Origin of the sequence: Sphaerisporangium sp. B11E5 (assembly GCF_039871875.1) — a bacterium.
Classification (GTDB): domain Bacteria; phylum Actinomycetota; class Actinomycetes; order Streptosporangiales; family Streptosporangiaceae; genus Sphaerisporangium.
This window is the reverse complement of sequence record NZ_JBDPMD010000043.1, coordinates 53,713-74,872: the sequence shown is the minus strand read 5'-3', so window position 1 is coordinate 74,872 and position 21,160 is coordinate 53,713. Positions and strand designations below refer to the sequence as shown.

The 21,160-nt window shown below is 73.5% G+C and carries 14 protein-coding genes; 5 read left to right on the top strand and 9 right to left on the bottom strand.

The window, feature by feature from the left end; genetic code table 11:
* Positions 1-10 precede the first annotated feature (10 nt).
* From ABGB17_RS30000 to ABGB17_RS29985, 4 genes are all read right to left on the bottom strand, one after another.
* Entirely contained in the window at positions 11-4,147 is a 4,137-nt protein-coding gene (locus tag ABGB17_RS30000) for an FtsK/SpoIIIE domain-containing protein (RefSeq protein ID WP_347635517.1), read from the bottom strand.
* A 483-nt stretch (positions 4,148-4,630) separates the two neighbouring features.
* Positions 4,631-4,894, bottom strand: coding sequence for a WXG100 family type VII secretion target (locus tag ABGB17_RS29995; protein WP_347635505.1), 264 nt, complete (start codon positions 4,892-4,894; stop codon positions 4,631-4,633).
* Positions 4,895-5,187: 293 nt separating this feature from the next.
* Positions 5,188-5,862 carry an FHA domain-containing protein gene (locus ABGB17_RS29990; protein WP_347635503.1) on the bottom strand — a complete coding sequence of 225 codons (675 nt, stop codon included), beginning with the start codon at positions 5,860-5,862 and terminating at the stop codon, positions 5,188-5,190.
* Between the two features lie 159 nt (positions 5,863-6,021).
* Positions 6,022-6,258 (bottom strand): hypothetical protein, encoded by a 237-nt coding sequence (locus ABGB17_RS29985; protein ID WP_347635501.1) that lies wholly within the window; start codon positions 6,256-6,258, stop codon positions 6,022-6,024.
* Positions 6,259-6,264: 6 nt separating this feature from the next.
* Here ABGB17_RS29985 and ABGB17_RS29980 point away from each other — a divergent pair, with 6 nt between their 5' ends.
* Positions 6,265-8,472, top strand: coding sequence for a PASTA domain-containing protein (locus ABGB17_RS29980; RefSeq protein ID WP_347635499.1), 2,208 nt, complete (start codon positions 6,265-6,267; stop codon positions 8,470-8,472).
* A gap of 72 nt (positions 8,473-8,544) precedes the next feature.
* On the opposite strand, the gene ABGB17_RS29975 is transcribed toward ABGB17_RS29980, so the two are convergent.
* Positions 8,545-9,936 carry a hypothetical protein gene (locus ABGB17_RS29975; RefSeq protein WP_347635498.1) on the bottom strand — a complete coding sequence of 464 codons (1,392 nt, stop codon included), beginning with the start codon at positions 9,934-9,936 and terminating at the stop codon, positions 8,545-8,547.
* A gap of 200 nt (positions 9,937-10,136) precedes the next feature.
* Positions 10,137-11,837, bottom strand: coding sequence for an aminotransferase class V-fold PLP-dependent enzyme (locus ABGB17_RS29970; protein WP_347635496.1), 1,701 nt, complete (start codon positions 11,835-11,837; stop codon positions 10,137-10,139).
* Positions 11,838-12,015: 178 nt separating this feature from the next.
* Between ABGB17_RS29970 and ABGB17_RS29965 the strand changes: the two genes are divergently transcribed.
* From ABGB17_RS29965 to ABGB17_RS29955, 3 genes are all read left to right on the top strand, one after another.
* Positions 12,016-12,813 carry a class I SAM-dependent methyltransferase gene (locus tag ABGB17_RS29965; protein ID WP_347635494.1) on the top strand — a complete coding sequence of 266 codons (798 nt, stop codon included), beginning with the start codon at positions 12,016-12,018 and terminating at the stop codon, positions 12,811-12,813.
* A gap of 187 nt (positions 12,814-13,000) precedes the next feature.
* A complete protein-coding gene (locus tag ABGB17_RS29960) occupies positions 13,001-13,825 on the top strand; it encodes a nitroreductase/quinone reductase family protein (RefSeq protein WP_347635492.1) in 825 nt (274 codons plus the stop codon).
* 192 nt (positions 13,826-14,017) lie between these two features.
* Complete coding sequence (locus tag ABGB17_RS29955) at positions 14,018-14,929, top strand: superoxide dismutase (RefSeq protein ID WP_347635490.1); 912 nt, start codon at positions 14,018-14,020, stop codon at positions 14,927-14,929.
* A 54-nt stretch (positions 14,930-14,983) separates the two neighbouring features.
* Here ABGB17_RS29955 and ABGB17_RS29950 read toward each other — a convergent pair whose 3' ends face one another.
* The gene (locus tag ABGB17_RS29950) at positions 14,984-16,243 is read right to left on the bottom strand and encodes a VCBS repeat-containing protein (protein WP_347635488.1); all 1,260 of its coding nucleotides are present in this window, start codon (positions 16,241-16,243) and stop codon (positions 14,984-14,986) included.
* A gap of 127 nt (positions 16,244-16,370) precedes the next feature.
* Here ABGB17_RS29950 and ABGB17_RS29945 point away from each other — a divergent pair, with 127 nt between their 5' ends.
* Entirely contained in the window at positions 16,371-16,991 is a 621-nt protein-coding gene (locus ABGB17_RS29945) for a DinB family protein (RefSeq protein WP_347635486.1), read from the top strand.
* A gap of 106 nt (positions 16,992-17,097) precedes the next feature.
* Here ABGB17_RS29945 and ABGB17_RS29940 read toward each other — a convergent pair whose 3' ends face one another.
* Both ABGB17_RS29940 and ABGB17_RS29935 read right to left on the bottom strand, forming a co-directional pair.
* Complete coding sequence (locus tag ABGB17_RS29940) at positions 17,098-17,766, bottom strand: M15 family metallopeptidase (protein WP_347635485.1); 669 nt, start codon at positions 17,764-17,766, stop codon at positions 17,098-17,100.
* 91 nt (positions 17,767-17,857) lie between these two features.
* Complete coding sequence (locus tag ABGB17_RS29935; protein ID WP_347635483.1) at positions 17,858-20,857, bottom strand: BTAD domain-containing putative transcriptional regulator; 3,000 nt, start codon at positions 20,855-20,857, stop codon at positions 17,858-17,860.
* Positions 20,858-21,160 lie beyond the last annotated feature (303 nt).

The following is a 21,160-nucleotide window of genomic DNA, read 5'->3' as shown; positions in this document are numbered from 1 at the left end:
AGGGACCGACTCATCCGTGAATTTCCTCATCGGGCCGCGGCACCTGAATCGCCGTCCGCCACCCGGGTGTGACCAGCAGCCCCCGCCCCGGAGGCAGCCCCCCACGGGTCGAGGCAGGCAGTTTCAGGTCGAACAGATCACCGTCGGCCGGGGACGACGGGCTGAGCAGCAGCCCGGTGCGCGCCCGCCGCACCGTGGCCAGCCACCCGCGGTACCGCTGCACCTGCAGGTCCTCGGTCGTCCCGGCCGCGACGACCAGGTTCCCCTGATCCCGCGCGCCCCGCGCGAGCTCCTCCAGCAGCAGCGCGCAGGGACCGTCCGCGAGCAGCTCGGCGTCGTCCACCAGCACCGCGCACGGCGACCCGAGCGCCTGCCGCAGCTCTTCCGGGTCGCCGCCGTCCAGCACGGCCGTCCCGGGGCGGCCGGCCAGGTTCCGCAGCGGGGACGGCCGCGGGCAAAGCACCACCGAGGGTGTCCCCGCCGCGCTGAGGGACCGGGCGACGGCCAGCAGCGCCCCGCTGCGGCCCGAGCGGGCGGGCCCGGCGACGAGGAAGACGTGGCCGAGCTCGGCCAGGTCCAGGTCGACGGGGCCCAGCCGGTCTCCCCCCACCCCGATCGTGCACACGGTGCGCGCCGGCGGGACGGGTTCCCTTCTGAGGCGCTCGGCCTCCGCCACGGTGACGCGGGCGGGCAGCGCGTCCACCGGGTGGGGCAGCCGGTCGTCCGGGATGCCCGCCCAGCGGCGGCGGCACTCCTCGGCGAAGCGTTCCACCGCGGCCACCTGGGCCGTCCCCTCGGGATCGGCGTCGAGCATCGCGATCTGCGTCTCGGCCATCGCGGGCACGGCGATGGCGCGGCCGGGCGGCATCGTGCGGGGGGCCTCGCGGGGGTTGATCCCGTACGCGGCGAGGTCGTCCCGGTCGGCGTGCCGGAGCACCAGGCGGGCCGCCATCGCGCCCGCGAGCCGCTGGGTGAAGCCGGAACGGTCGGTGGAGACCACCGTGACCACGCCCACGGCCGGGCCGCGGCGCAGCAGCCCGTCCAGGGCGTCGACGAGCCGTCCGCCGTCCGTCTCGGCGTAGCGGGCCACGAAGGTCTCGTAGCCGTCGAGCATCAGCACGAGGTACGGCAACGCCTCGGCGCCGCACGCCGCGCGCTGCTCGGCCGGGGAGGCGTGCCCGCCGGCCGAGAGCAGGCGCTGCCGCCGGTCGATCTCCGCCGTCAGCAGCGACAGCACCCGCGCGGTGCGGTCGGCGTCGTCGCCGTCCACGTGCGCGCCGCAGTGCGGCAGCGCCGCGAGCGGGGCGAGCGCACGGTTGCCCTGGTCGAGCAGGTAGAGGTGCACGTCGGCGGGCCCGTGCCGCCGGGCCAGCCCGACGGCGAGGGTGCGCAGCACCGTGGAGCGCCCGCTGCGGGCCATCCCGGCGACGAGCAGCGGCCCGGTGCGTTCGAGGTCCAGCAGGAAGGGGCGTTGCGCCTGCTCGGCCGGGTGGTCCGCCAGGCCGAGGGGGATCGCCCACGGCCGGTCCGGGTCCGCGCCGAGGTCGTCCACGGTCACCAGCCCGGGCAGCGGCGGCAACCAGGGGCTCGGCGCCGGCCGCGCCCCGCCGCGCCGGGCCGCGCCCCTGATGGCCGCGACCAGCACGCCGAGGTCGGTCTCCCGGTCCGGCCCGGCCTCGGGGGACGCGCCGGGGCTCACCGGCGCGGGGAACCCCACCTCGGTGACCGATCGCGGCGTCACCCTGACCGGTTCCGCGGCGCCGGAGTTCGCGTCCGGCCGTTCGCGGGGACGCCCGGCGTGGGCCACCTGCAGCAGCGTGAGGTCGGAGTGGCCCGCGCGCAGGTACGCCCGCCCCGGGAGATGCCGGGACAGCCGGACCGCGTCGGGCACGTCGATCACGTCGCCGCTGTCGGAGGCGCTGGTGACACGCAGGCAGATCCGGAGGTTCAGGTTGGCACGCAGTTCGGCGTTCACCACGCCCGCCGGACGCTGCGTGGCGAGCACGACGTGCACGCCGAGGCTGCGGCCCCGCATCCCGATGCCGACGACCCCGGTGACGAACTCGGGCACCTCCTCCACCAGGGACGCGAACTCGTCGATGACGATCACCAGGCGGGGGAGGGGCGTGCCGCCCGCCGCCCAGTAGTCCTCGATGTCCTTGGCCTCCACCTCGGCGAACAGCCGCTCGCGCCGCTTCAGCTCGGCGTTGAGGGACGCCAGGGCGCGCGACACCAGGTGGCCGTCCAGGTCGGTGACCATGCCGGCGCAGTGCGGCAGGTCGCGGCACTCGGCGAACGCGCTGCCACCCTTGTAGTCGACCAGCACCATCGACAGCGCGTCGGGGGTGTTGCCGAGGGCCAGGCCCGCGACGAGGGTCTGCAGCAGCTCCGACTTGCCGGCGCCGCTGGTGCCCGCGATCAGGGCGTGCGGCCCGTCCCGGCGCAGATCCACGGTGACCGGCCCGTCGGCCCCGGCGCCGAGCGTCACCGCGGTGCTCCGCGCGCCGGCCGCCCAGCGTGCGGCGACGTCCTCGGGCGTGGGGGTGTCACCGAGGCCGGCCAGGTCGAGGAAGCCGACCGATCTGGGGAGTTCCGCGCCGCCGCCGGAACGGCCGCCGAGCACCCGCACCGGTGCCATCGCGTGGCCGAGCCGCCGCGCGTCGGCGGGGGAGAGGCGGTCCAGCAGCACCGACTCGGTGACGGACCCGTCCGGCCGGTGCACCCGGGCCCGGGTGCCGGACGCGCTCGTCACCACGACGGTGGCCCGGCACTCGTCCGGGAGGCTGGTCTCGTCGTCGTCCAGGCAGATCGCGTACACGCCCGCCTCGGGCCCGTCGGCGAGCAACTCGGCGAGGCCCGGCAGGCCGCGCAGCCGCCGTGCCCGGTCGGCCACCACGACCAGCCGTCGGCCGCTCGGCCCTCCGGCGCGCAGCGTCGCCCGGCGTTCGGCGCGCCGTTCCTCGACGACGGCCCCGATCTCGGCGAGGCGCGCGGTGGCCTGACGGGCGTCGGTGGCGACCATGCGCCGGCAGGCGAAGTCGGGGGAGTGGGGCAGGGCGTGGGGCAGCCAGGTGACCCATTCCCAGTCGGCCGCCTCCTCGGCGCCGGTCAGCACCACGATGCCGGCGTCGTGCGGCCCGTGGAGCGTGGCGAGGTGGGCCAGCACGGCCCGTGCCGTGGCGAGCACCGCGGGCCGGGGTCCGGCGAGGCCGAGCACGCCCGCGGCGGGCAGTTCGACGGTGACCGGCGCGTGGTGGATCAGGGGAAGCTCGGGCGGCTCCTCGGCCCCCGGCCCTGTGAACGTGGCCTCGATCGGTGTGGAGGCGAGCCCCACCCGCAGCCGCAGGAAGTCCTCGTCATGCGGCCGCCGCTCGAACAGCCGCCTCGTCGGCCCCGTGGCGACCCGCAGCAGCCGTGCCGGGTCGGGCGACGCGTCCCGCCCCGCGCGCCCCTGGGCGTCGGCGGCCGCGGCGAGGCTCTCCTCCAGCAGTGCCCGTTTCCGCTCGTACTCCTGAACCGCCTTGCGATGGTCGCGCCGCCCCCCGCGCCGATCCGACACGACGTTGGCGAGCATCAGGACCGGTGACAGCGCGAGAAAGATCAGGAAGTACCCCGCCCCCGGGAAGAGCGCGTAGGCCGCCCCCGCGAGCACCAGCGGCAGCAGGATCGCGACCAGGGGGAACCGCACCGCCCGCGGCTCCTCCGGCCGCCGCGGCACGGTGTACACCGGCGCCACCCGCGTGAGGGGGATACGCGGCGGCCGGTTGAACAGCAGCACGTCCCCCCCGCCCCCCACCTCGACCGGCGCGTCCGGCGGATCACTCTCCCGCACCGTGACCACGGTCTCCCCCACCCCGAAGACGTCCCCAGGAGAGACCACCGCGCTCCCACTGAGCCGCACCCCCCGCCACGCGACCCCGTTACGCGACCCCTCGTCCCTCAGCTCGGCACTCCCGTCCCCCGCGGGCACCAGAGTCGCGTGAACCCGGCTCACCTCAGGGTCCGCCAGCACGAGCCCCCCCGAGCCAGGCGCCCTCCCGACCGCCACAGGCGTACCGGCCTCCACCTCCGCGACCACAGCACCCCCCGCCCCACCGACCACCGCCACCTCGAACCCCCCACCCCGGACAGACAGGTGGCCACCCATCGCCGCCGTCACGCCACCCGCCCCCCGAAGGGCCGCCCCGGGTACCGATGCCCTCGTGTCGCCTCCCGCAGGGTGAGAGAACGGACCGGCTTCCGCCGCCGCGGTCACGCCACCCGCGCCCCGAGCGGCCGGGCTGGGGCCCGGTACCCCTGCTTCGCCTCGCGTGCCGTGAAGGGACGGGGCGGTGTGCCGTGCCGGGGCGGCGGGGAGGGGGGCGAACTCCAGGCGGGCGCCTATGGGGAGGCGGAGGTCGGTGAGTCGCCGGGTCTCCGGTACCGGGTGGCCGTCGAGCCACAGTGGGGCGCCGGGGGGCAGGCCCGCTGTGGATAGGGCGCGGGTGAGGTCCGCGACGGTGGCCTGTGGGTCGGCGTGCAGGACGACCGCCGTCTCGTGGCCGTCCGTCACGACCCGCAACTCCCGTTCCACCGCCGGTCCTCTCGTGTCCTCTGGTGTCCGCCCGTGTCCTCTCGTGTCCCGCCGGGGTCAGCCGCCGACCTGCTCCAGGGCCTCGGCGCGGCGGCGCACCTCGGTGGCGGCGTCCTGCAGCGCGGCGGACAGGCGGGTGAGGGCGGGCTCGTACTCGCCGCTCCAGGAGGCACGGAAGCGGTCGGCCGCGCCGCCGCGCCAGTAGGTGTTGGCCAGCTCGTTGCGCAGCTCGCGCAGCAGGGTGTCCACCGCCGCGGACTGCCGCTGGAAGTTCGAGTTGAGCGAGTGCAACTGGGGGATCTCGCCGCCGATGACCGTCATCACAGACTCCTTAGCCAGGTCGATGTCGGCACCGACGCTAGACAGCACGACCCACGCGGCGGTATGGGAAGGGCTTCCCACCCGGCGGCCCGCCCGCGCGGGCCCGGCACCGATGACCGGGACGAGCAGGCGGGAACCACTGGTCCGCTGGGCCCGCGATGCGCGGGCTCGGCACCGATGAACCGGGACGAGCAGGGGAAGCGTCGGTCCGGCGGTCCGCCGGTGCGGGCTCGGCGGCGGCGGTCAGGGCGGGCAGGGGGGAACCATCGGTCCGGTGGTCCGTGCGTGTGGGCTCAGCGGCGCAGTTCCGCGAGGTCCTCGCGGGTGACGAGGCCGCGGCTGATGGCGTACTCGGCCAGGTTGGCGAGGGCGTTGAAGCCCTTCATGTTGGGGACGCCCGCGGCGTCCAGGCGGGTGCGGAGGTATTCGATCCGCTTCACCAAAGTGGTGCGTTTCCAGCCGAGGCGGGCCGCCGCGGCGGCGTAGTCCTTGGGGTGGGGGTCGTACTTGGGAGGGTCCTCCAGGTAGCCCATGAACAGGGCCACCATCGCCAGGCGGTCCGCCGCGCTGATCATGACTTCGGCGCCGGTGGCGGTGGGGGTGGTGCCGGAGGCGGGGACGGGAGGCGGAGGGGCCGTGCCGGCTCCGGCGGGGGTGAGGGTGAGGCCGTGGCGGTGGCGGGAGCCGTCGATCAGCACCTTGGTGGGGGTCTCCACCGCGACGCGGCGGCCGGGGGCGAGGACGCTGCGGAAGCCCAGGTCGTCGACGACCGACAGGGGCCGGGTCTCCGAACGGTTGGACAACCACCAGGTGCCCCCCTCGGACGTGACGGCGCCGGCGACGCGGGAGATGCCGGTGTCCTCGGGGTCCAGGCAGATCGTGCAGTCGCGGGCGCGGCCGAAGGTGAGCCGGTCCTGCGCGGTCAGTTCGACGACGTGGTCCCGCTTCTCGACCCGCATCACGGTCATGATCTCTCCAACGTTTCCATGGGGAGGCCTTCCCATCGCGAACGGCGGCGCTGGGCGGACGTAAGGTCCTATTCTCGGACATCGCTAGGAATGACGTGCTTGATTTGGCCGCCCGTTCATGAATGGAAGAGTGCGATGTCCGGCTTGGTGGCTTCCCTGTTATCCGCCGGCAGATCGGCCGCGGGACGCCTGCGTCGATTCCCACCAGCGGCGAAGCCCGGTATCTGGGCCAACCGCGCCGTAATCGGTGCCGCGCTGGCGGCGCTGGTGATAGCGGCCGGTTTCGGGGCCGGATACCGCACCTCCAAGGCCGCGTTCGGCGACGGAAGCGCGTATCTGCCGAAGGGCAGCGGAGTAATCCACATCAATGGCGACAATCAGCAGATTGATGCTCAAACAGCGGTGAAGCTCGCAGTAGGCAAGGAAACTCTTGAAGTCGTCCAGGTGGGCCCGGACTCCATCTGGGTCGTCAACAACGACACCGGGGTCGCGACCCGCCTGCCCACCGACACGCTGCGGCCGGACCGGTCCGAGCGGCACCCCGAGTCCAAGGGCAAGCTCGACCTGGTGACCGGCGGTGGCGAGACCTACCTCGTGGACCGCAGGACCGGCGGGCTCAAGAAGCTCGACGGCAAGCGCGGCGGCCGGGGGCAGGTCGGCACCCCGCCGATCAGCGCGGCGGTGGTCGACTCGACCGGTACGGCCTGGGCTTACTCCGCGGGCGGCGGCGAACTGCTGGAGATCGACGGCACCACGGTGAAGGGCCGCCAGCAGGTCGCCGCCCCGGGCGAGGCCGCCGCGCTCACCCTGGTCTCCGACGCGCCGGTGATCTACCGGCAGACCACGGGCCAGGCCGCCCTCTACGGCTCCGGCGGCCTGCGCCGGCAGGTCGACCTCGGCGCCAGGAACGGCGTCGTCTCCCAGCCCGGCACCGCCTCCCCGCTGGTGGCCGTCGTGGTGCCGAGCACCGGCGTGCTGACCACGGGCGACTTCAACTCCCGCCACGCGCGGAACCTGCGGCTCCCCGGCCGCGAGGGGCACACCTTCGACGCGCCCGTGGTGCACCACGGGCGCGTGTACATCCCCGACCTCACCGAGCTGCAGGTCCTCATCGCCGACCTCGCCACCGGGAAGGTGCGGCAGGAGACGGTGGAGAGCCCCTCCAACGGCTTCCAGCTCACCGTGCGCGACGACCGCGTCTGGGTGAACGACCCGAAGAGCCCCGTCGTCATCTCGTTCGACTCCAGCGGCAGGAAGACCAGCATCGACGTGGACGGCGCGGGCGGCCTGGCCGACAACCCCCTCCCCACGCCCAGCCCGACGCGGACGGTGCTGCCGGTCCGGCAGCCGCCGCCCGTCACGGCCGCGCCCAAGGTCTCCCGGCCGAGCGCCTCCCCGACGCCGAGGAGGGAGGTCGTGCCCGACGTGGTCGGCCTGCCCCGCGAGCAGGCCTGCGCCCGGCTGCGTCCCGAGTTCCGCTGCCTGCCGGTCGCCCAGAGCGGCGTGGACGGGCAGGCGGAGACGGACACCGTGCTGGCCACCGACCCGGCCGCCGGCTCCCGCGCCGCCCGCGGCAGCGCCGTCACGGTCCTGTACCGCGGCCCCGTCACGGTCCCCGCCGTGGTGGGCGTGCCCGCGGCGCAGGCCTGCGAGGCCCTGCTCAAGGCACGGCTCAAGTGCGCCCAGCGCTCCGAGGGCTTGGCCAAGGCCGCCGCGCAGGTCGGCGTGGTGACCGCGCAGGATCCCCGCCCTGACACCCCCGCGGCCACCGGCACCACGGTCACCGTGGTGTCCCCCGCCCAGGTCGAGGTGGGGACCTTCACCGGACGGCCGGTCGCCGAGGCGTGCGCGGCCGTCCAGCAGGCGGGCCTGGCCTGCGCACAGCAGGAGTCCGGCCAGGGGGCGCCCACGGCCGTGGTCCAGACGCAGACCCCGGCCGCCGGAGCGGGCCTGCCCCCGGGCGGCACGGTCACCGTCACCTACCTCGGCGAGCCCGTGGTGCCGAACCTCGTGGGCCAGCCGCCCGACGCGGCCTGCGCCCTGCTGCGCCAGGCGCAACTGGAGTGCGCCCCCAACGACAACGAGCCCACCCTGGACCTGAACAAGGTCCACGGCCAGGACCCCGCCCCTGGCGCCCGCCTCGCGGCCGGGAAGCCGGTGACGTTCACCTTCGAGTCCACCGCGCCGACCCCGTTGCTGCGCTACAAGTCGCCCGCGCCGAACCGCGCGAACTTCATCTCCGCGGGAGGCGCCGGGCCGGCCGGCTGGAGCTCGCAGAGCACGCTCGGGCAGGTGTACCGGGCCGACCAGGTGGGCAGCGTGCCGGGTGTCGTGCCCATCTATCAGTTCCGCTGCCAGATAGCCGACAAGTGCCGCGAGCCGGGCAGTTACTACTTCTCGCAGGGCTCGGGGAACCACGCGGGTTTCGTCCTGGAGGGCCCCGCCTTCGCCTGCTTCCAGAACCCGGTGCCCGGCACCCGGGAACTGCACGCGCTGATGAACGGCGAGGGCACCTGGGTGTGGGCGGTCCCGGGCAGCGCCGAATATCAGCACTTCACCTCCACCGGGTTCGGCTCCAAGTACGACTTCCGCGTGTGCAACATCTGGTGATCGCGTCGCCGTTGGCGCCCACCCCCGCCGCCGCCCCGGCGGTGCCGGGGGGGGCGGCGGGGTGGGGTCAGGTCAGCCGTTGAGGCGGCAGCCGTCGGTTGTCTTGCCGTTGTTGCAGTGGTTGAGCTGGAGTGCGTCGAGTTGGTAGGCGAAGGTCTGGCCGGAGGGGCTCATCACCGAGAGTTGCACGGAGGCGGCGTTGGCCGGTGCGATGGCCGAGACCGAGTACTCCGACCAGCTCGACGTGAGGCCGTAGAGCGAGCTGTCGCTGGTGGACAGCAGGGTGTTGGAGGAGTTGTACCACGACAGCCGCAGCCGTACGTTGCCGGATGTCGAGGTCGTCATCCAGGCGGAGAACTTGTACCGCTGTCCCGCCGTGACCGCCGGCTTACGCGTCACCGACACAAAGCCGTTGGCGTGCGACTGGACGTTCATGGTGAGCGAACGCCGTCCGTCGTAGTACCGGGCCGAGGTGGCGGAGTCCGGCCCGGGTGGGGTGACCTGCATCCAGCCCCCGCCTGACACGCTGAAGCCGGTCGGGGTGGCGTACGGCGCGTCGGCTTCGACCGTGCGCTCCTGCGCCGTCAGCAGATCATTGCTGTAACCGACATCACAGCAGACCGGCGTCGTCAAGAACGGCCACGTGGCCACATTGACCTTACGTGTGTCGGGGTAGTTGCCGGTGTAGAAGGTCGCGGTGGTCTCGCTCGGGTCGTAGTAGGAGTTGAAGTTGTGGTCGAGCAGCCAGTCGTAGAACGGGTTGGACATCGCGTCCGGATAGCTGAGCACGTCCGGCGTCTCGGTGACCTTGGAGTGGTCGACGTAGGACGGGTGGCCGAGGTGCAGCAACTCGTGCAACATGTTGCCGCCCCACCCGCCGGAGACCGCCACACCGATGCCGCCCTGGGCGGCGTCGTACTTCGCCTCCGCGCTCCCGTTGAAGTCCTCGAACACGAGGTACCTGCGGTTCGGCACGTCGTATCCCGCCGCCGCGAGGTCCGCCGTGACGACCTCTATCAGCGTCTTCCCGCCGATCACGCCGTTCTCGATCTTCTCAGGCACCACGAGTGCCTGCGCGTAGCCCGAGTACGTGCTGGTGTCGTGGCCGGTGCGGCAGCTGAAGTTGAAGTGCTGGTCGTAGTTGGTCGACTCGTCCAGCGCCCAGTCCATCCGGTCCACGATCTTGGCGATGTTCTCCACGTGGGTGGCGTAGTTGTCTCCGCCTCCGTCGTGCCAGGCGTAGATCACCTGGATCGCCGGGATGCTCCCGGTCGCGTCCTTCGGATCCGACAGCGTCGTCGCGCAGCCCCGCTTGGGAACGTCCGCGTCCGCCGGCTGAGCGTAAGGAGTCACGGGCACGGGGTCGTACGGCGGCGCGAACGCCGTGGCGGGACTCGCCGCGAGCAGCACGGCGGCTCCCGTGGCGGCCAGCACGGACACGAGGCGTCTGAGATGTGGTGACAAAGGTGCTCCTCCCATGGGACAACGGCCCGGTGCCGCTTCACGGACACTGATGAGGCCGGATTGCTGTGGTGGCGCACCCAATTCGTATGGTGATCCGAAGGCCGGTCCTTGACCGTACGCGCACGGCCATTGCCCGTCGGCGCACGGCCGCGGGTGGACGGCGAGACGACGCCGGCGGTCACCGGCGATGGCCGGTCAGGTCACGCCAGGCACGCGGCCGGCAACGGGAACCAGCGCAGACGCTCGAAACCGGCCGGCAGTTCCGGCGGCCGCAGGTCGATGTCGTCGGGGCGGGTACGCAGCACCGCGCGGGCCTGGTCCAGCTGCGCCGGCAGCGTGTGCTCGCCGGCGCGGGTCCGCGGCGGGCCGGCGGAGCCGTACCGCAGGTCGGCGAGGCTCGTCGGCGGTGCGACGGGTGCGTCCCTGTGGCGCCACAGACCGGTGGCGGGGGTGAAGCGGTAGTCCGGCAGGAGGCGGTGGCCGGCCGTGGCGACCAGGTCGACGGCGTCGATGAGGTAGTCGCACACGGTGTCGGAGATGAAGTAGTTGAAGTTCACCCGCACCCATCCGGGCTTGATGCCCTCGCAGCCGTGCGCGATCTCCGTGCGGAACTCCAGGGACTTGGCGTCGTCGATGCCGAGCAGCCGGTGGCCGTACGGCCCGGCGCACGAGCAGCCGCCCCGGGCCTGCACGCCGAGCAGATCGTTCAGCACCGCCACGACGTAGTTGTGGTGCAGGAACAACTCGCCGCACCTGACGCGCAGCGACACGATGGGCAGGCGCCGGGCGTCCTGGTCGCCGAGGATGTCGATGGCCGGGTTGCGCCCCCACCGCTCGCGGGCGCGGCGCCACAGCCGCTCCTCCCTCGCCTGGATGACGTCGGTGCCCACGGCCTGCTTCAGCCCGAACACCAGTCCCGCCCTGATCGACTCGACGATGGCCGGGGTGCCGCCCTCCTCACGGGCCACCGGGTCGTCCAGGTAGCGGTGCCCGGCCGGGTCCACGAACAGCACGGTGCCGCCGCCGGGCGCGGTCGGCACGCCGCCCCGTGCCAGCTCGCGCCGTACCACCAGCACCCCGGGGGTCTGCGGCCCGCCGATGAACTTGTGCGGGGACAGGAAGATCGCGTCCTTGTGGTCGCGCCGCCCGGGCGCGCTCGGCCCCATCCGGATCGGCACGTACGGCCCCGCCGCCGCGTAGTCCCAGAACGCGAGCGCCCCGTGCTCGTGCAGCAGCGCGGACACCGCGTCGGTGTCGGACAGGATGCCGGTCACGTTGGACGCCGCGGAGAAGCTCCCGATGAGCGGACGCCCCGCGTGCCGCTCCAGCCCGGCCCGCAGCGCGGACAGGTCGATCTGCCCGTGCCGGTCCTCGCCGACGACGACGGTGTCGGCGATGCTCTCCCGCCACGGCAGCTCGTTGGAGTGGTGCTCGTACGGCCCGACGAACACCACGGGCCGCTCGTGCGCCGGGATGCGTTCCAGCAGGCCGTACCGCCGCGCGAGCCCGTCGGGGACGCGCAGTTCGAGGAGGCCGACGAGCTTGTTGACGGCCGCGGTCGCCCCGGACCCGCAGAAGATCACCAGATCGTCCGGGCCGCCCCCCACGGCGTCGTGGACGGCCTTCCTGGCCTCCTCGCGTAATCGCCCCGTCTGCAGCCCCGTGCCGGAGCTCTCGGTGTGGGTGTTGGCGTACCCGGGGAGCACCCGGTCGCGGATGAAGTCCTCGATGAAGTCCAGGGACCGTCCCGACGCCGTGTAGTCGGCGTAGACGATCCGGCGTGCCCCGTACGGCCCGTGGAGAATCATGTCGTCCCCGATGATGCCCGCCCTGATCCGCTCCAGCAGCGGCGACGCCGGCGGCTCGCCCCGCAGGTCCGAGGGCACTTTCTGTTGAGTCACCACCCGACCAGCATGACCCGTTTAACGCGCTATTTGGTGATTGTGCGGGATATCGGCCTAGAAAGCGTGGAACGGTGTTCGCAGCGGTAAATCCCATAAACCTACCTGGAAAAATGATAATTCCGTTTATGGGTGGTCGCCGCCCCCTCGCCCTCCTGCCCTCGGGTACTCTGCGATCATGGCCGAGAGCGACCGCGGGAGACTGCGGCAGATCTTCGACGAGGACGCCGAGCTGTACGACCAGGCCCGCCCGGCCTACCCCGCCGCCCTGTTCCAGGACCTCGCCGAGCTGGCCGGGGTCCGCCCGGGGTGCCGCGTGCTGGAGATCGGCTGCGGCACCGGGCAGGCCACGCTGCCGCTGGCCGAGATGGGCTGTGAGATCGTCGCGGTGGAGCTCGGCACCGAGATGGCCAGGGTGGCGCGCCGCAACCTGGCCAGGTTCCCGCTGGTCGAGGTGGTGACCGCGGCGTTCGAGGACTGGCCGCTGCCCGCGCGGCCGTTCGACCTGGTCTTCTGCGCGACCGCGTTCCACTGGATCGACCCGGCCGTCCGCGTCGTCAAGTCCGCCGCGGCCCTGCGTCCCGGCGGCACGCTCGCCACCGTCACCACCCACCACGTCCTCGGCGGCACCGTGGACTTCTTCGTCGCGGTGCAGGACTGCTACGAGCGGTTCGACCCGGCCACCCCGCCGGGCCTGCGGCTGTCCCCCGCGGCCGCCATCCCGGTGGACGGCGCCGAGATCGAGGAGTCCCCCCGGTTCGGCCCGCCGGTCTTCCGCCGCCACGAGTGGGACGTGCCGTACACGACCGCGCGGTACGTGGACGTGCTCAGCACCTACTCCAACCACCGCGACCTGCCGCCGGACGCGCTGGCCGGGCTGCTCGGCTGCGTGGCGTCCCTCATCGACGGACGCCACGACGGCCACGTCACCAAGCGCTACATGGCCGAGCTGCGGGTCGCGCGCCGGCTGCCCTGATCTTGGCTTCGGGGCCTTCGCCCGGTTAGGGTGGGTTCCGTGACTGCCGGGTCGGCCATGGGCCACGAGCGAGTGGGGTACCCGGCCGGCGCGTGAGCCGCCGGCGGGCCCGCGCCCCGCCTCTCTTTCTTCTCCTTCTCGCCCCCTGACCCATGCATGACTTCCGACCTGGAGAAGAAAGAACCGAATGCCGATCGATCTCAACCGGCAGGTGATCGACGAGTTCCGCGCCAACGCGGGACGGGTCGGCGGCCCCTTCGAAGGTGCCCGCCTCATCCTGCTCACCACCACCGGCGCACGCTCAGGCGCCCGGCACACGACACCTCTCGGCTACCTGCACGACGGCGGCGACCGCATCCTCGTCATCGCCTCGGCGGGCGGCGCCCCGCGGCACCCGGCCTGGTACCACAACCTCGTGGCCGACCCGGTCGTCACCGTGGAGACCGGGCTGTTCACCTACGAGGCCCACGCCACCGTGCTCACCGGCGAGGAACGCGACGAGGTCTTCGCCCGCGCCGTGGAGGCGGACCCGGGCTGGGCCGGCTACCAGGCGAAGACGTCCCGGGTCCTGCCCGTCGTCGCACTGCGCCAGAGCGTCCCCGGCCCTCCGGCGGCGTCGTCGTGGGGCGCGGCGCTCAAGCTCATCCACGACGTGTTCCGCCGCGAGCTCACCCTGATCCGCGCGGAGGTCGCCGCGTCCGGCCCCGGCCTCGGCGCCCAGCTCCGGGTGAACTGCCTGACCTTCTGCCGGGGACTGCGCTACCACCACACCGGCGAGGACATGGGGATGTTCGCCAGCCTTGCCCAGCAATATCCCGACTTGACCTCCACCCTTGCCCGGCTCCACGAGGAGCACGAGAGGATCGCCGTCCTCCTCGACGAGCTCCAGAAGACCGTCACCGGCACCGAGGCGCCCACGCTGCTCACCGAAGTGGACCGCCTCATCGCCGAAGTGGAGGCCCACCTGGCGTACGAGGAGGAGCAGCTCATCCCGATCCTCGACGCCCGCTGACCCAGGCGGTGGCCGCCCGCGCGTCCCGGCGCGGGTGGCCTGCGCGGGTCCGGGTCCCGGGTCCGGGCACGACGGTCAGGTATTGATCGTTAGATCTTCCGCCCCAGCGGGCAATTCGGATAATCACCACACCTGTTACAGATGGGATGATCTCCAATGAAGGTGGCAGTCCTCCTAGCAGGTCTCCTGGCCGTGACGGCCGCAGCCCCGGTCGCCGCGGCGGCCGACGCCGGGCCCTCGGCCCCGGCCTCCACCTCCGTGAGCAAGCCCTTCCCCGCCCAGTTCCCCCTGCCGGACGGATGGGCGCCGGAAGGCATCGCCATCGGCCCCGGCCCCATCGCCTACTTCGGGTCCCGGGCGACCGGATCCATCTACCGCGCCGACCTGCGCACCGGTCAGGGTGCGGTCATCACCCAGGGGCCGGGCACACCCTCGCTCGGGATCAAGATCGACACGAGGGGGCGGCTGTTCGTCGCCGGCGGCACCGGCGGGGACGCCCGCGTCATCGACGGCCGTACCGGCGCCGTGCTCAAGAGCTACCGGCTCGCCACCGGCGCCGCGTTCGTCAACGACGTCGTGCTGACCAAGGACGCGGCCTACTTCACCGACTCGACCAACCCGGTGCTGTACAAGCTGGCGTTCGGCCGGCACGGCGCGCTGCCCGCCGCGGCGGTCACCATCCCGCTCACCGGCGACATCGTGTACACGACCGGCATCAACGCCAACGGCATCGCCGAGACCCCCGACGGCGAGGCCCTGCTGGTCGTGCAGTCCAACACCGGCAAGCTGTTCCGGGTCGACCCCGCGACCGGCGTCGCGACCGCCGTCGACCTCGGCGCCGAGCTCCTGACCAACGGTGACGGACTGCTCCTCGAAGGCCGCGTCCTCCATGTGGTGCAGAACTTCCTCAACACCCTGACGTCCCTGCGCCTGGACCACGACGCCACCACGGGCACGGTCGCCCGCAAGCTGACCGACCCCCGCTTCGACGTCCCCACCACCGTGGCCGCGTTCCGCGACCGCCTCTACCTCCCGAACGGCCGCTTCACCACCCCCCCGACCCCGGAGACCCCGTACGACGTGGTGGCGGTCGACGACCTCTGACCCCGCCACGACGCCCCCGCCCTCGCGGCGGGGGCGTTCTCATGCGTCCGCGTGTCAGGAGGGCTGGCTGAACCCGAGGCCGCTCTGGCCCTTGACCTTCAACCGCTGCGCCCCGGCCCGCTGCCCGTTCGGCAGCACCTCCAGCTCGCCGGCCCCGTACACGCCGGGCAGGCCCGCGACGACCTCGGCGCGGGAGTCGCCCCGCACGTTCGCCAGCCGCAGCGACGTGCCGTACCGGGTCTCGTAGGTGGCGTGCGCGTACTCCCTGATGGGGCGGGTGCCGACCCCGGTGGCGGTGCCGGCGTGCAGGACGGCCCTGTCGTGGTCGCCGTCGCCCGCCAGGTGCACGGCCAGGTCGGCCCTGCCGTCGCCGGTGACGTCCCCGAGGGCGACGTTGGCGGGGTAGGCGTCGTACCGCAGCGTGCGCGCCGGCCCGAAGGCGCCGCCCCGGCTGAGCTGGACGACCACCCGGAAGTCCGGTTCGCCGGCGTCCGCCGAGGTGACGCGGACGAGGTCCGCCTTGCGGTCGCCGTTGACGTCGCCCAGGGCGAGGTCACGGGCGGCCCGCTCGATGGGGGTGATCGACCACGAGTGATCCATCGACAACCCCGCCCGGGACCCCGGCACCACGGTGATCTGCTGCTCGCGCACGGTGTCGGACGTGTCCGCGCGGTTCTCGGTGACCACGAGGTCGGCCCGCCCGTCCCCGTCCACGTCCCCGGCGGCGAGCTCGGCCCCGAACCGCGGCGCCCCGTTGGCGAGACGCGCGCTCACCTTCAGCCCGGATCTCCCGCCGCGCAGCACCACGACCTGCCGGGAGCCCGCGACGGCCGCGTCCCAGTACCCGTCGCCGTCGAAGTCCCCGGCCGCCATCGCGGGCCCGGTCACCGGCCACGTCATCACCTTGGCGCCCGCCGCCCGCAGCCCGGTGCGCGACCCGCGGAACACCACGAGCTTCTTGCGCGCCGACGCCAGCACGTCGGCGTACCCGTCCTTGTCGAAGTCCCCCGTGACGAGCACCCGCCCGAGGTTCTCCCTGCTCACAGGCTTCCCGAGCGTGACGGTCCGCGCCGTCCCCGACACCTTCCCCGCTCCGCCGAGGTAGACGGCCACCCCTCCGGCGTCGCTCTTCCCCTTGACCTTCAGCAGGTGGACACCCGCGATGACGTCCACCCGCCCGTCCCCGTTGACGTCACCCGCCTTGGCGGGCTTGCGGGGCGCGGCGGCCTCGGCGGTCCCCGTCACTCCCACCGCCGCCACCACGGTCACCATGGTCACCGCCAGACCGCGCCGCGCTGCCTTTCCACCGAGCATGACCGTCCCCTCAGAAATAGGTCGCTTGAGGAGACGCTTGTGCACGACGCTGGGTTCGCGTCCTGACCCGAGCGTTCACCGGACGTTCGCTTCCCTGTGATCCACCGCCCGTCCCGAGGAGTGCCCCATGGCGACGCCACCCCGCCTCGTCCCCCTGCTGGCCCAGTTCGACTTCGCACGCGAGCGGCTCGCCGGACGCCTGGCGGGTCCCGCCATGGACAGCGGCGACGGCACGGAGGTCGCCGTGGTCCCCATGACCGACGAGGAGTACCTCTGGGAGCCGGTGCCGGGCTGCTGGTCGGTGCGCCGCCGGCCGGACGGGCCGGGGGAGCGCGCCACCATGCTGACCGGGCCGGGGGAGTGGGGGAGGGACGCGGCGCCGTACCCGCACCCGGTACCGGCGCCGTTCACCACCATCGCGTGGCGGCTCAGCCACCTCAGCGAGATGCTCACCCTGCGCGCCGACCACTCCGGCGGCACCCACAGCCTCACCAGGGACGACTACGCGGTCGCCGGGAACGCCGCCGCGGCGGTCGCGGCCTTCGACGCGGGGGCCGCGGCCTGGCGGTCGGCCCTCCTGGCCGCCGGTGACGCGGTGCTCGACACGGTGGGGCACTGCACCTATCCCCACGGCAGCGATCCCGAGGAACCGTTCATCGAGATCGTCTGGTGGGTGAACCAGGAGCTTCTCCACCACGGCGCGGAGATCGCCCTGCTGCGCGACCTCTACCGGGCCCGGCCGCGCTAGGCCTGTTTTCCGCACGAGCCCGAATGTCCCTGGTCAGGTGTTCTGTGTTATTCGGCACGGTGAGTGAGCCGTCCAGGTCGTCGAGGGCGATGTGCGGAAAATGGGGCTAGGCGTCCGCCTCCCCGGGGCCGCCGCTCATGCCGTACCGGGCGAAGCGGGCGCCGGTGGTGAAGGCCCAGTAGCGGTCGCCGTAGGACCAGTGCCACCACTCGGTGGGGTAGTTGACGAAACCGACGGCCGTCAGCACGCCGCCGAGCAGCTCGCGGTTGCGGCGCGCCTCGGGGGAGACATCGGGACAGGCGGTGTAGCACGCCTCGTCGCTCTCCGGCGGGGTGGCGTTGACCTGCGTGCCCATCGGCAGCTCGGCACCGGAGACGGTGCACACGGTCAGGTCCACCGCGCCGCCGGACACGTGCGGGGCCACCTCGGGCGGCGACACGTACCGGCTGGCCTCCAGGTACGCCCGCCGCTCGTCCCAGCCGGGGTTCTCGGCCCGGTGCGCCGCCATGGACTCGGCGAAGTAGCGGCGCTGCAGCGACGCCGGGCGGAAGCCCTCGACGACCAGCAGGCGCAGCTCGCGGGGCAGCCGGGTCTGCGCGGCGACCAGGCGGTCGGCCACGCTGAGCCGTACGTGCGCGAACAGGCCCTCGGCGTCGGCGAGCCGCTCGTCGACCCGGAGGACGTCCAGGGTGCGCAGATCCACCAAGGGCTCGCCGCACTCCTTCACCGTCACCGCGTGGATCCGCGGGTCCGACAGGAGCACGATCTCCGACATGGGGCCTCCGTGACATTCCAAGGACGCTCCCGGTGAGACGCCGTCCGCCATGATGCAGCGCCGCGCTCCAAGGACGCTGTAATCGCGGGGCTCAGCCGCCGAGCTCGCGGAACTCCCGCGCCTCGTGCAGCCGGAAGATCTCCAGCGCCTCCGCCGTGATCGTCTTGGCGGTGTCGTCGTCGCCGAGCGCCACATGCACCTCGGCGAGGTCACGCAGGGTGCGCGCCCGGAACAGCGTGGCGCGCAGCGTCTCCCACAGCGCCAGCGACTCGGTGAGGCGCTCCTTGGCCTGGTACAGCCGCCCCTCGGCGAGGTCCAGCTCGCCGACCGTGCGCAGCGTGCACGCCTCGCCCCAGCGGTCGTTCAGGGTGCGGGTCACGGCGAGCGCCTCCGTCAGGTCCCGGCGGGCCGCGTCGTACCGGCCGAGCCGCATCTGGGTCTTGGCCAGCGAGCGCATGCAGTACGCCTCCATCAGCCGGTCGCCGAGGTCGCGGAACATCGCGAGCGCCTGCTCGCACAGCTCCCGCGACCGCGCCAGCTCGCCCCGCGCGCGGTGGTACATGGACATGGTGCGCAGCGTCAGCCCCACGCCGCGGCGGTTCTTCTCCCTCTCGTACAGGGCGAGCGCGTCGGTGAGGTCGGCCCACGTCGCCGCGTAGTCCCCGCGTTCCAGGTGCACACTGCCCGCGAGCCGCTTGACGTGCGCCAGCGCGGACGGGTCGGCGAGCCCGGCGCACTGCCGGCCCGCGCGGCCGAGGAAGTGCAGCGCCTCGGGCAGGTACCCCTGCTCGCGGCACGCGGCGCCGAGCGCGGCCAGCGTGGCGGCCTCGCCCCGGGTGTCCCGCGCGGAGCGGAACAGAGACAACGCCTGGCTGAGGTACTCGCGTGACTCGGCGAAGTGGTCGCGCTCGTAGTACAGGTGGCCGAGCCCGGCCAGCAGGGTCGCCTCGCCGAGGGCGTTGTCGTTGCGCCGCGCCACGGCCAGCGCCGCCTCGTGGGTGCGGTGCCAGGCCGCGAACGGGTTGTCGAAGACGTACTGGCTGCCCTCGAACGCCACCGACGACAACGCGGCGGCCAGCTCCACGGCGATGTCGTCGAGGTCCATCGCCGCCGCCAGCTCCACCGCGACGATCAGCGCCTCCTCCTCGCCGCGGAACCAGCCGTGCGGGTCGGCGAGCGCCATGCGCAGCACCTCGGCGTCCACCGGCCGCGCGAGGCCCGGTGTGGCGCGCATCGGGATCGCCCCGGTGGGCACGGCCTCGCTGAGCCGCTCGACCAGCCACAACCACCCGCCGAGCACCCGGCGCACCATCGCCTCACGCCCGGCCTCCGGCTCCTCGGCGAGCGCGCGTTCCCGGGCGAACAGCCGGATCAGGTCGTGCAGCCGGTACCGGGTGCGGCCGGCGGCGTCGGTGTCCACGACGCCCGCCAGGGAGGTGTCCACGAGGTGGTCGAGCACCCGCTCGGCCTCGTCCAGGCCGGTCTCCATGGCCGCCGCCGCCACCCACACCGGGAAGTACGGCAGGCCGAGCAGCCCGAGGCGGCGCAGCGCGGTCCTCGCCTCGGGCGGCAGCAGGTCGTAGCTGAGGGCGATGCCGGCCCGCACCTCCTGGTCCCCGACGGCCAGCTCGTCCAGCCGGCGCTGCTCGTCGGCCAGCCGGTCGGCCAGCCGCGTCACCGACCACTGGCGGCGGGACGCCAGCCGAGCGCCGGCGATGCGCAGCGCGAGCGGCAGGCCGCCGCACTGCCGGACGATCCGGCCCGCCGCCACCGGATCGGCGGCGATCCGCTCGGGACCGGCGACCTGCGCGAGCAGCAGCAGGGCCGCCGGGTCGGGCAGCAGGCCGAGGTCGAGCACCGCGGCACCCGCGAGGCCCGCCAGCCGGTTGCGTGAGGTGACGATCACGCCGCAGCCGCGTGCGCCGGGCAGCAGGGGGCGGACCTGCCGCTCGGTGGCGGCGTCGTCGAGCACGACCAGCTTGCGCCGGTCGGCCAGCAGGGTGCGGTACCGGGCGGCGCACTCCTCCAGTGTGGCGGGCGGCGACATGCCGGGCTCAAGCTCACGCAGCAGCCGGCCGAGGACCTCCAGCGGGGTGGCGGGCACCTCCGAGGTGCCGCGCAGCTCGACGTGCAACTGCCCGTCGGGGTAGAAGTGCGCGAGCTCGTGCGCGGCGCGCAGCGCCAGGGACGACTTGCCGACGCCGCCCGGCCCGAAGATCACACAGACCGGCATGGCGTCCGTCCGGGTGAGCCGGGCGCGTAACTCCGCGATCTCGTCGTCGCGCGCGGTGAAGTCGGGCGGCGGGGACGGCAGTTGCCGGGGCGGGGGAGCCGTCGACGTGCCGAGCAGAGCCGGATCGGACCGCAGCACGGCCTCGTGCGCCGCCCGCAGCTCCGGCCCCGGCTCGATGCCCAGTTCCTCGATCAGCACCCGCCTGCTCTGCTGGTACACCGCGAGCGCGTCCGCCTGGCGGCCCGCCCGGTAGAGCGCCACCATGAGGTCGCGCCGCAGCCGCTCGCGCGCCGGGTGCACCACGACCAGCTCGGTGAGCTCGTCCACCAGCCCCTCGTCCAGCCCCGCCGCGAGGTCCGCCGCGACGCGCTCCTCGATCACCGTCAGCCGCAGCTCCTCCAGCCGGGCCACGTCCGCCCGCAGGCAGGTGTCGTCGATGCCCCCGAGAGCCGGCCCCCGCCACAACGCCAGCGCCGCCCGGAACGACCGCGCCGCCTCCCCGTGGTCCCCGGCACGCGCCGACCGCCGCCCGGCGTCCACCAGCCGCTCGAACACGGTCTTGTCGAGGGCGTCCGGAGGGATCTCCGCGGCGTACCCCACCCGGTGCGAGACGATGACCCCCGCCAGCCCCGCCGTGGCGAACGCCCGGCGCAGCGAGGCGACATACGTCTGCAGCACCCCCCGCGCGGTCGGCGGCGGATCGTCCTGCCAGATCGCCTCCATCAGCCGCTCGACGGTGACCACCCGTCCCGCGTCGAGCAGCAGCGCGGCGAGCAGGGCCCGCGGCTTACCGCCCCCGAGCGGCACCTGCCGCCCGCCGCTCCACACCTCGACCGGACCCAGGAGCCGCAACTCCATCTGGTTCTCCCTGTAAGGCTCGGCGGGACCCCCTCCCCAGAACCTATTGCGCGCGGCCGTTCCGCGCGCGGCACGAAGGACCCGGGACACTCCCCGGGGTGTGAAGCGGTGTTTTCCGGCGGCGCGCGAACGACCGGCCGGCGGCGGCCGCCCCCGCGGAGGCCGCCGCCGGTCAACGGGGACCGCGTCCTCAGACGGTGGCGGGCCGGGCGGACAGCAGGATCACCGAGGTGCGCGTGGAGAAAGCCATGCCTGCGAGTTTCCGGCAAAGCTCTCCAAAGTCTCTTTAAGCCGGCTCCGGCC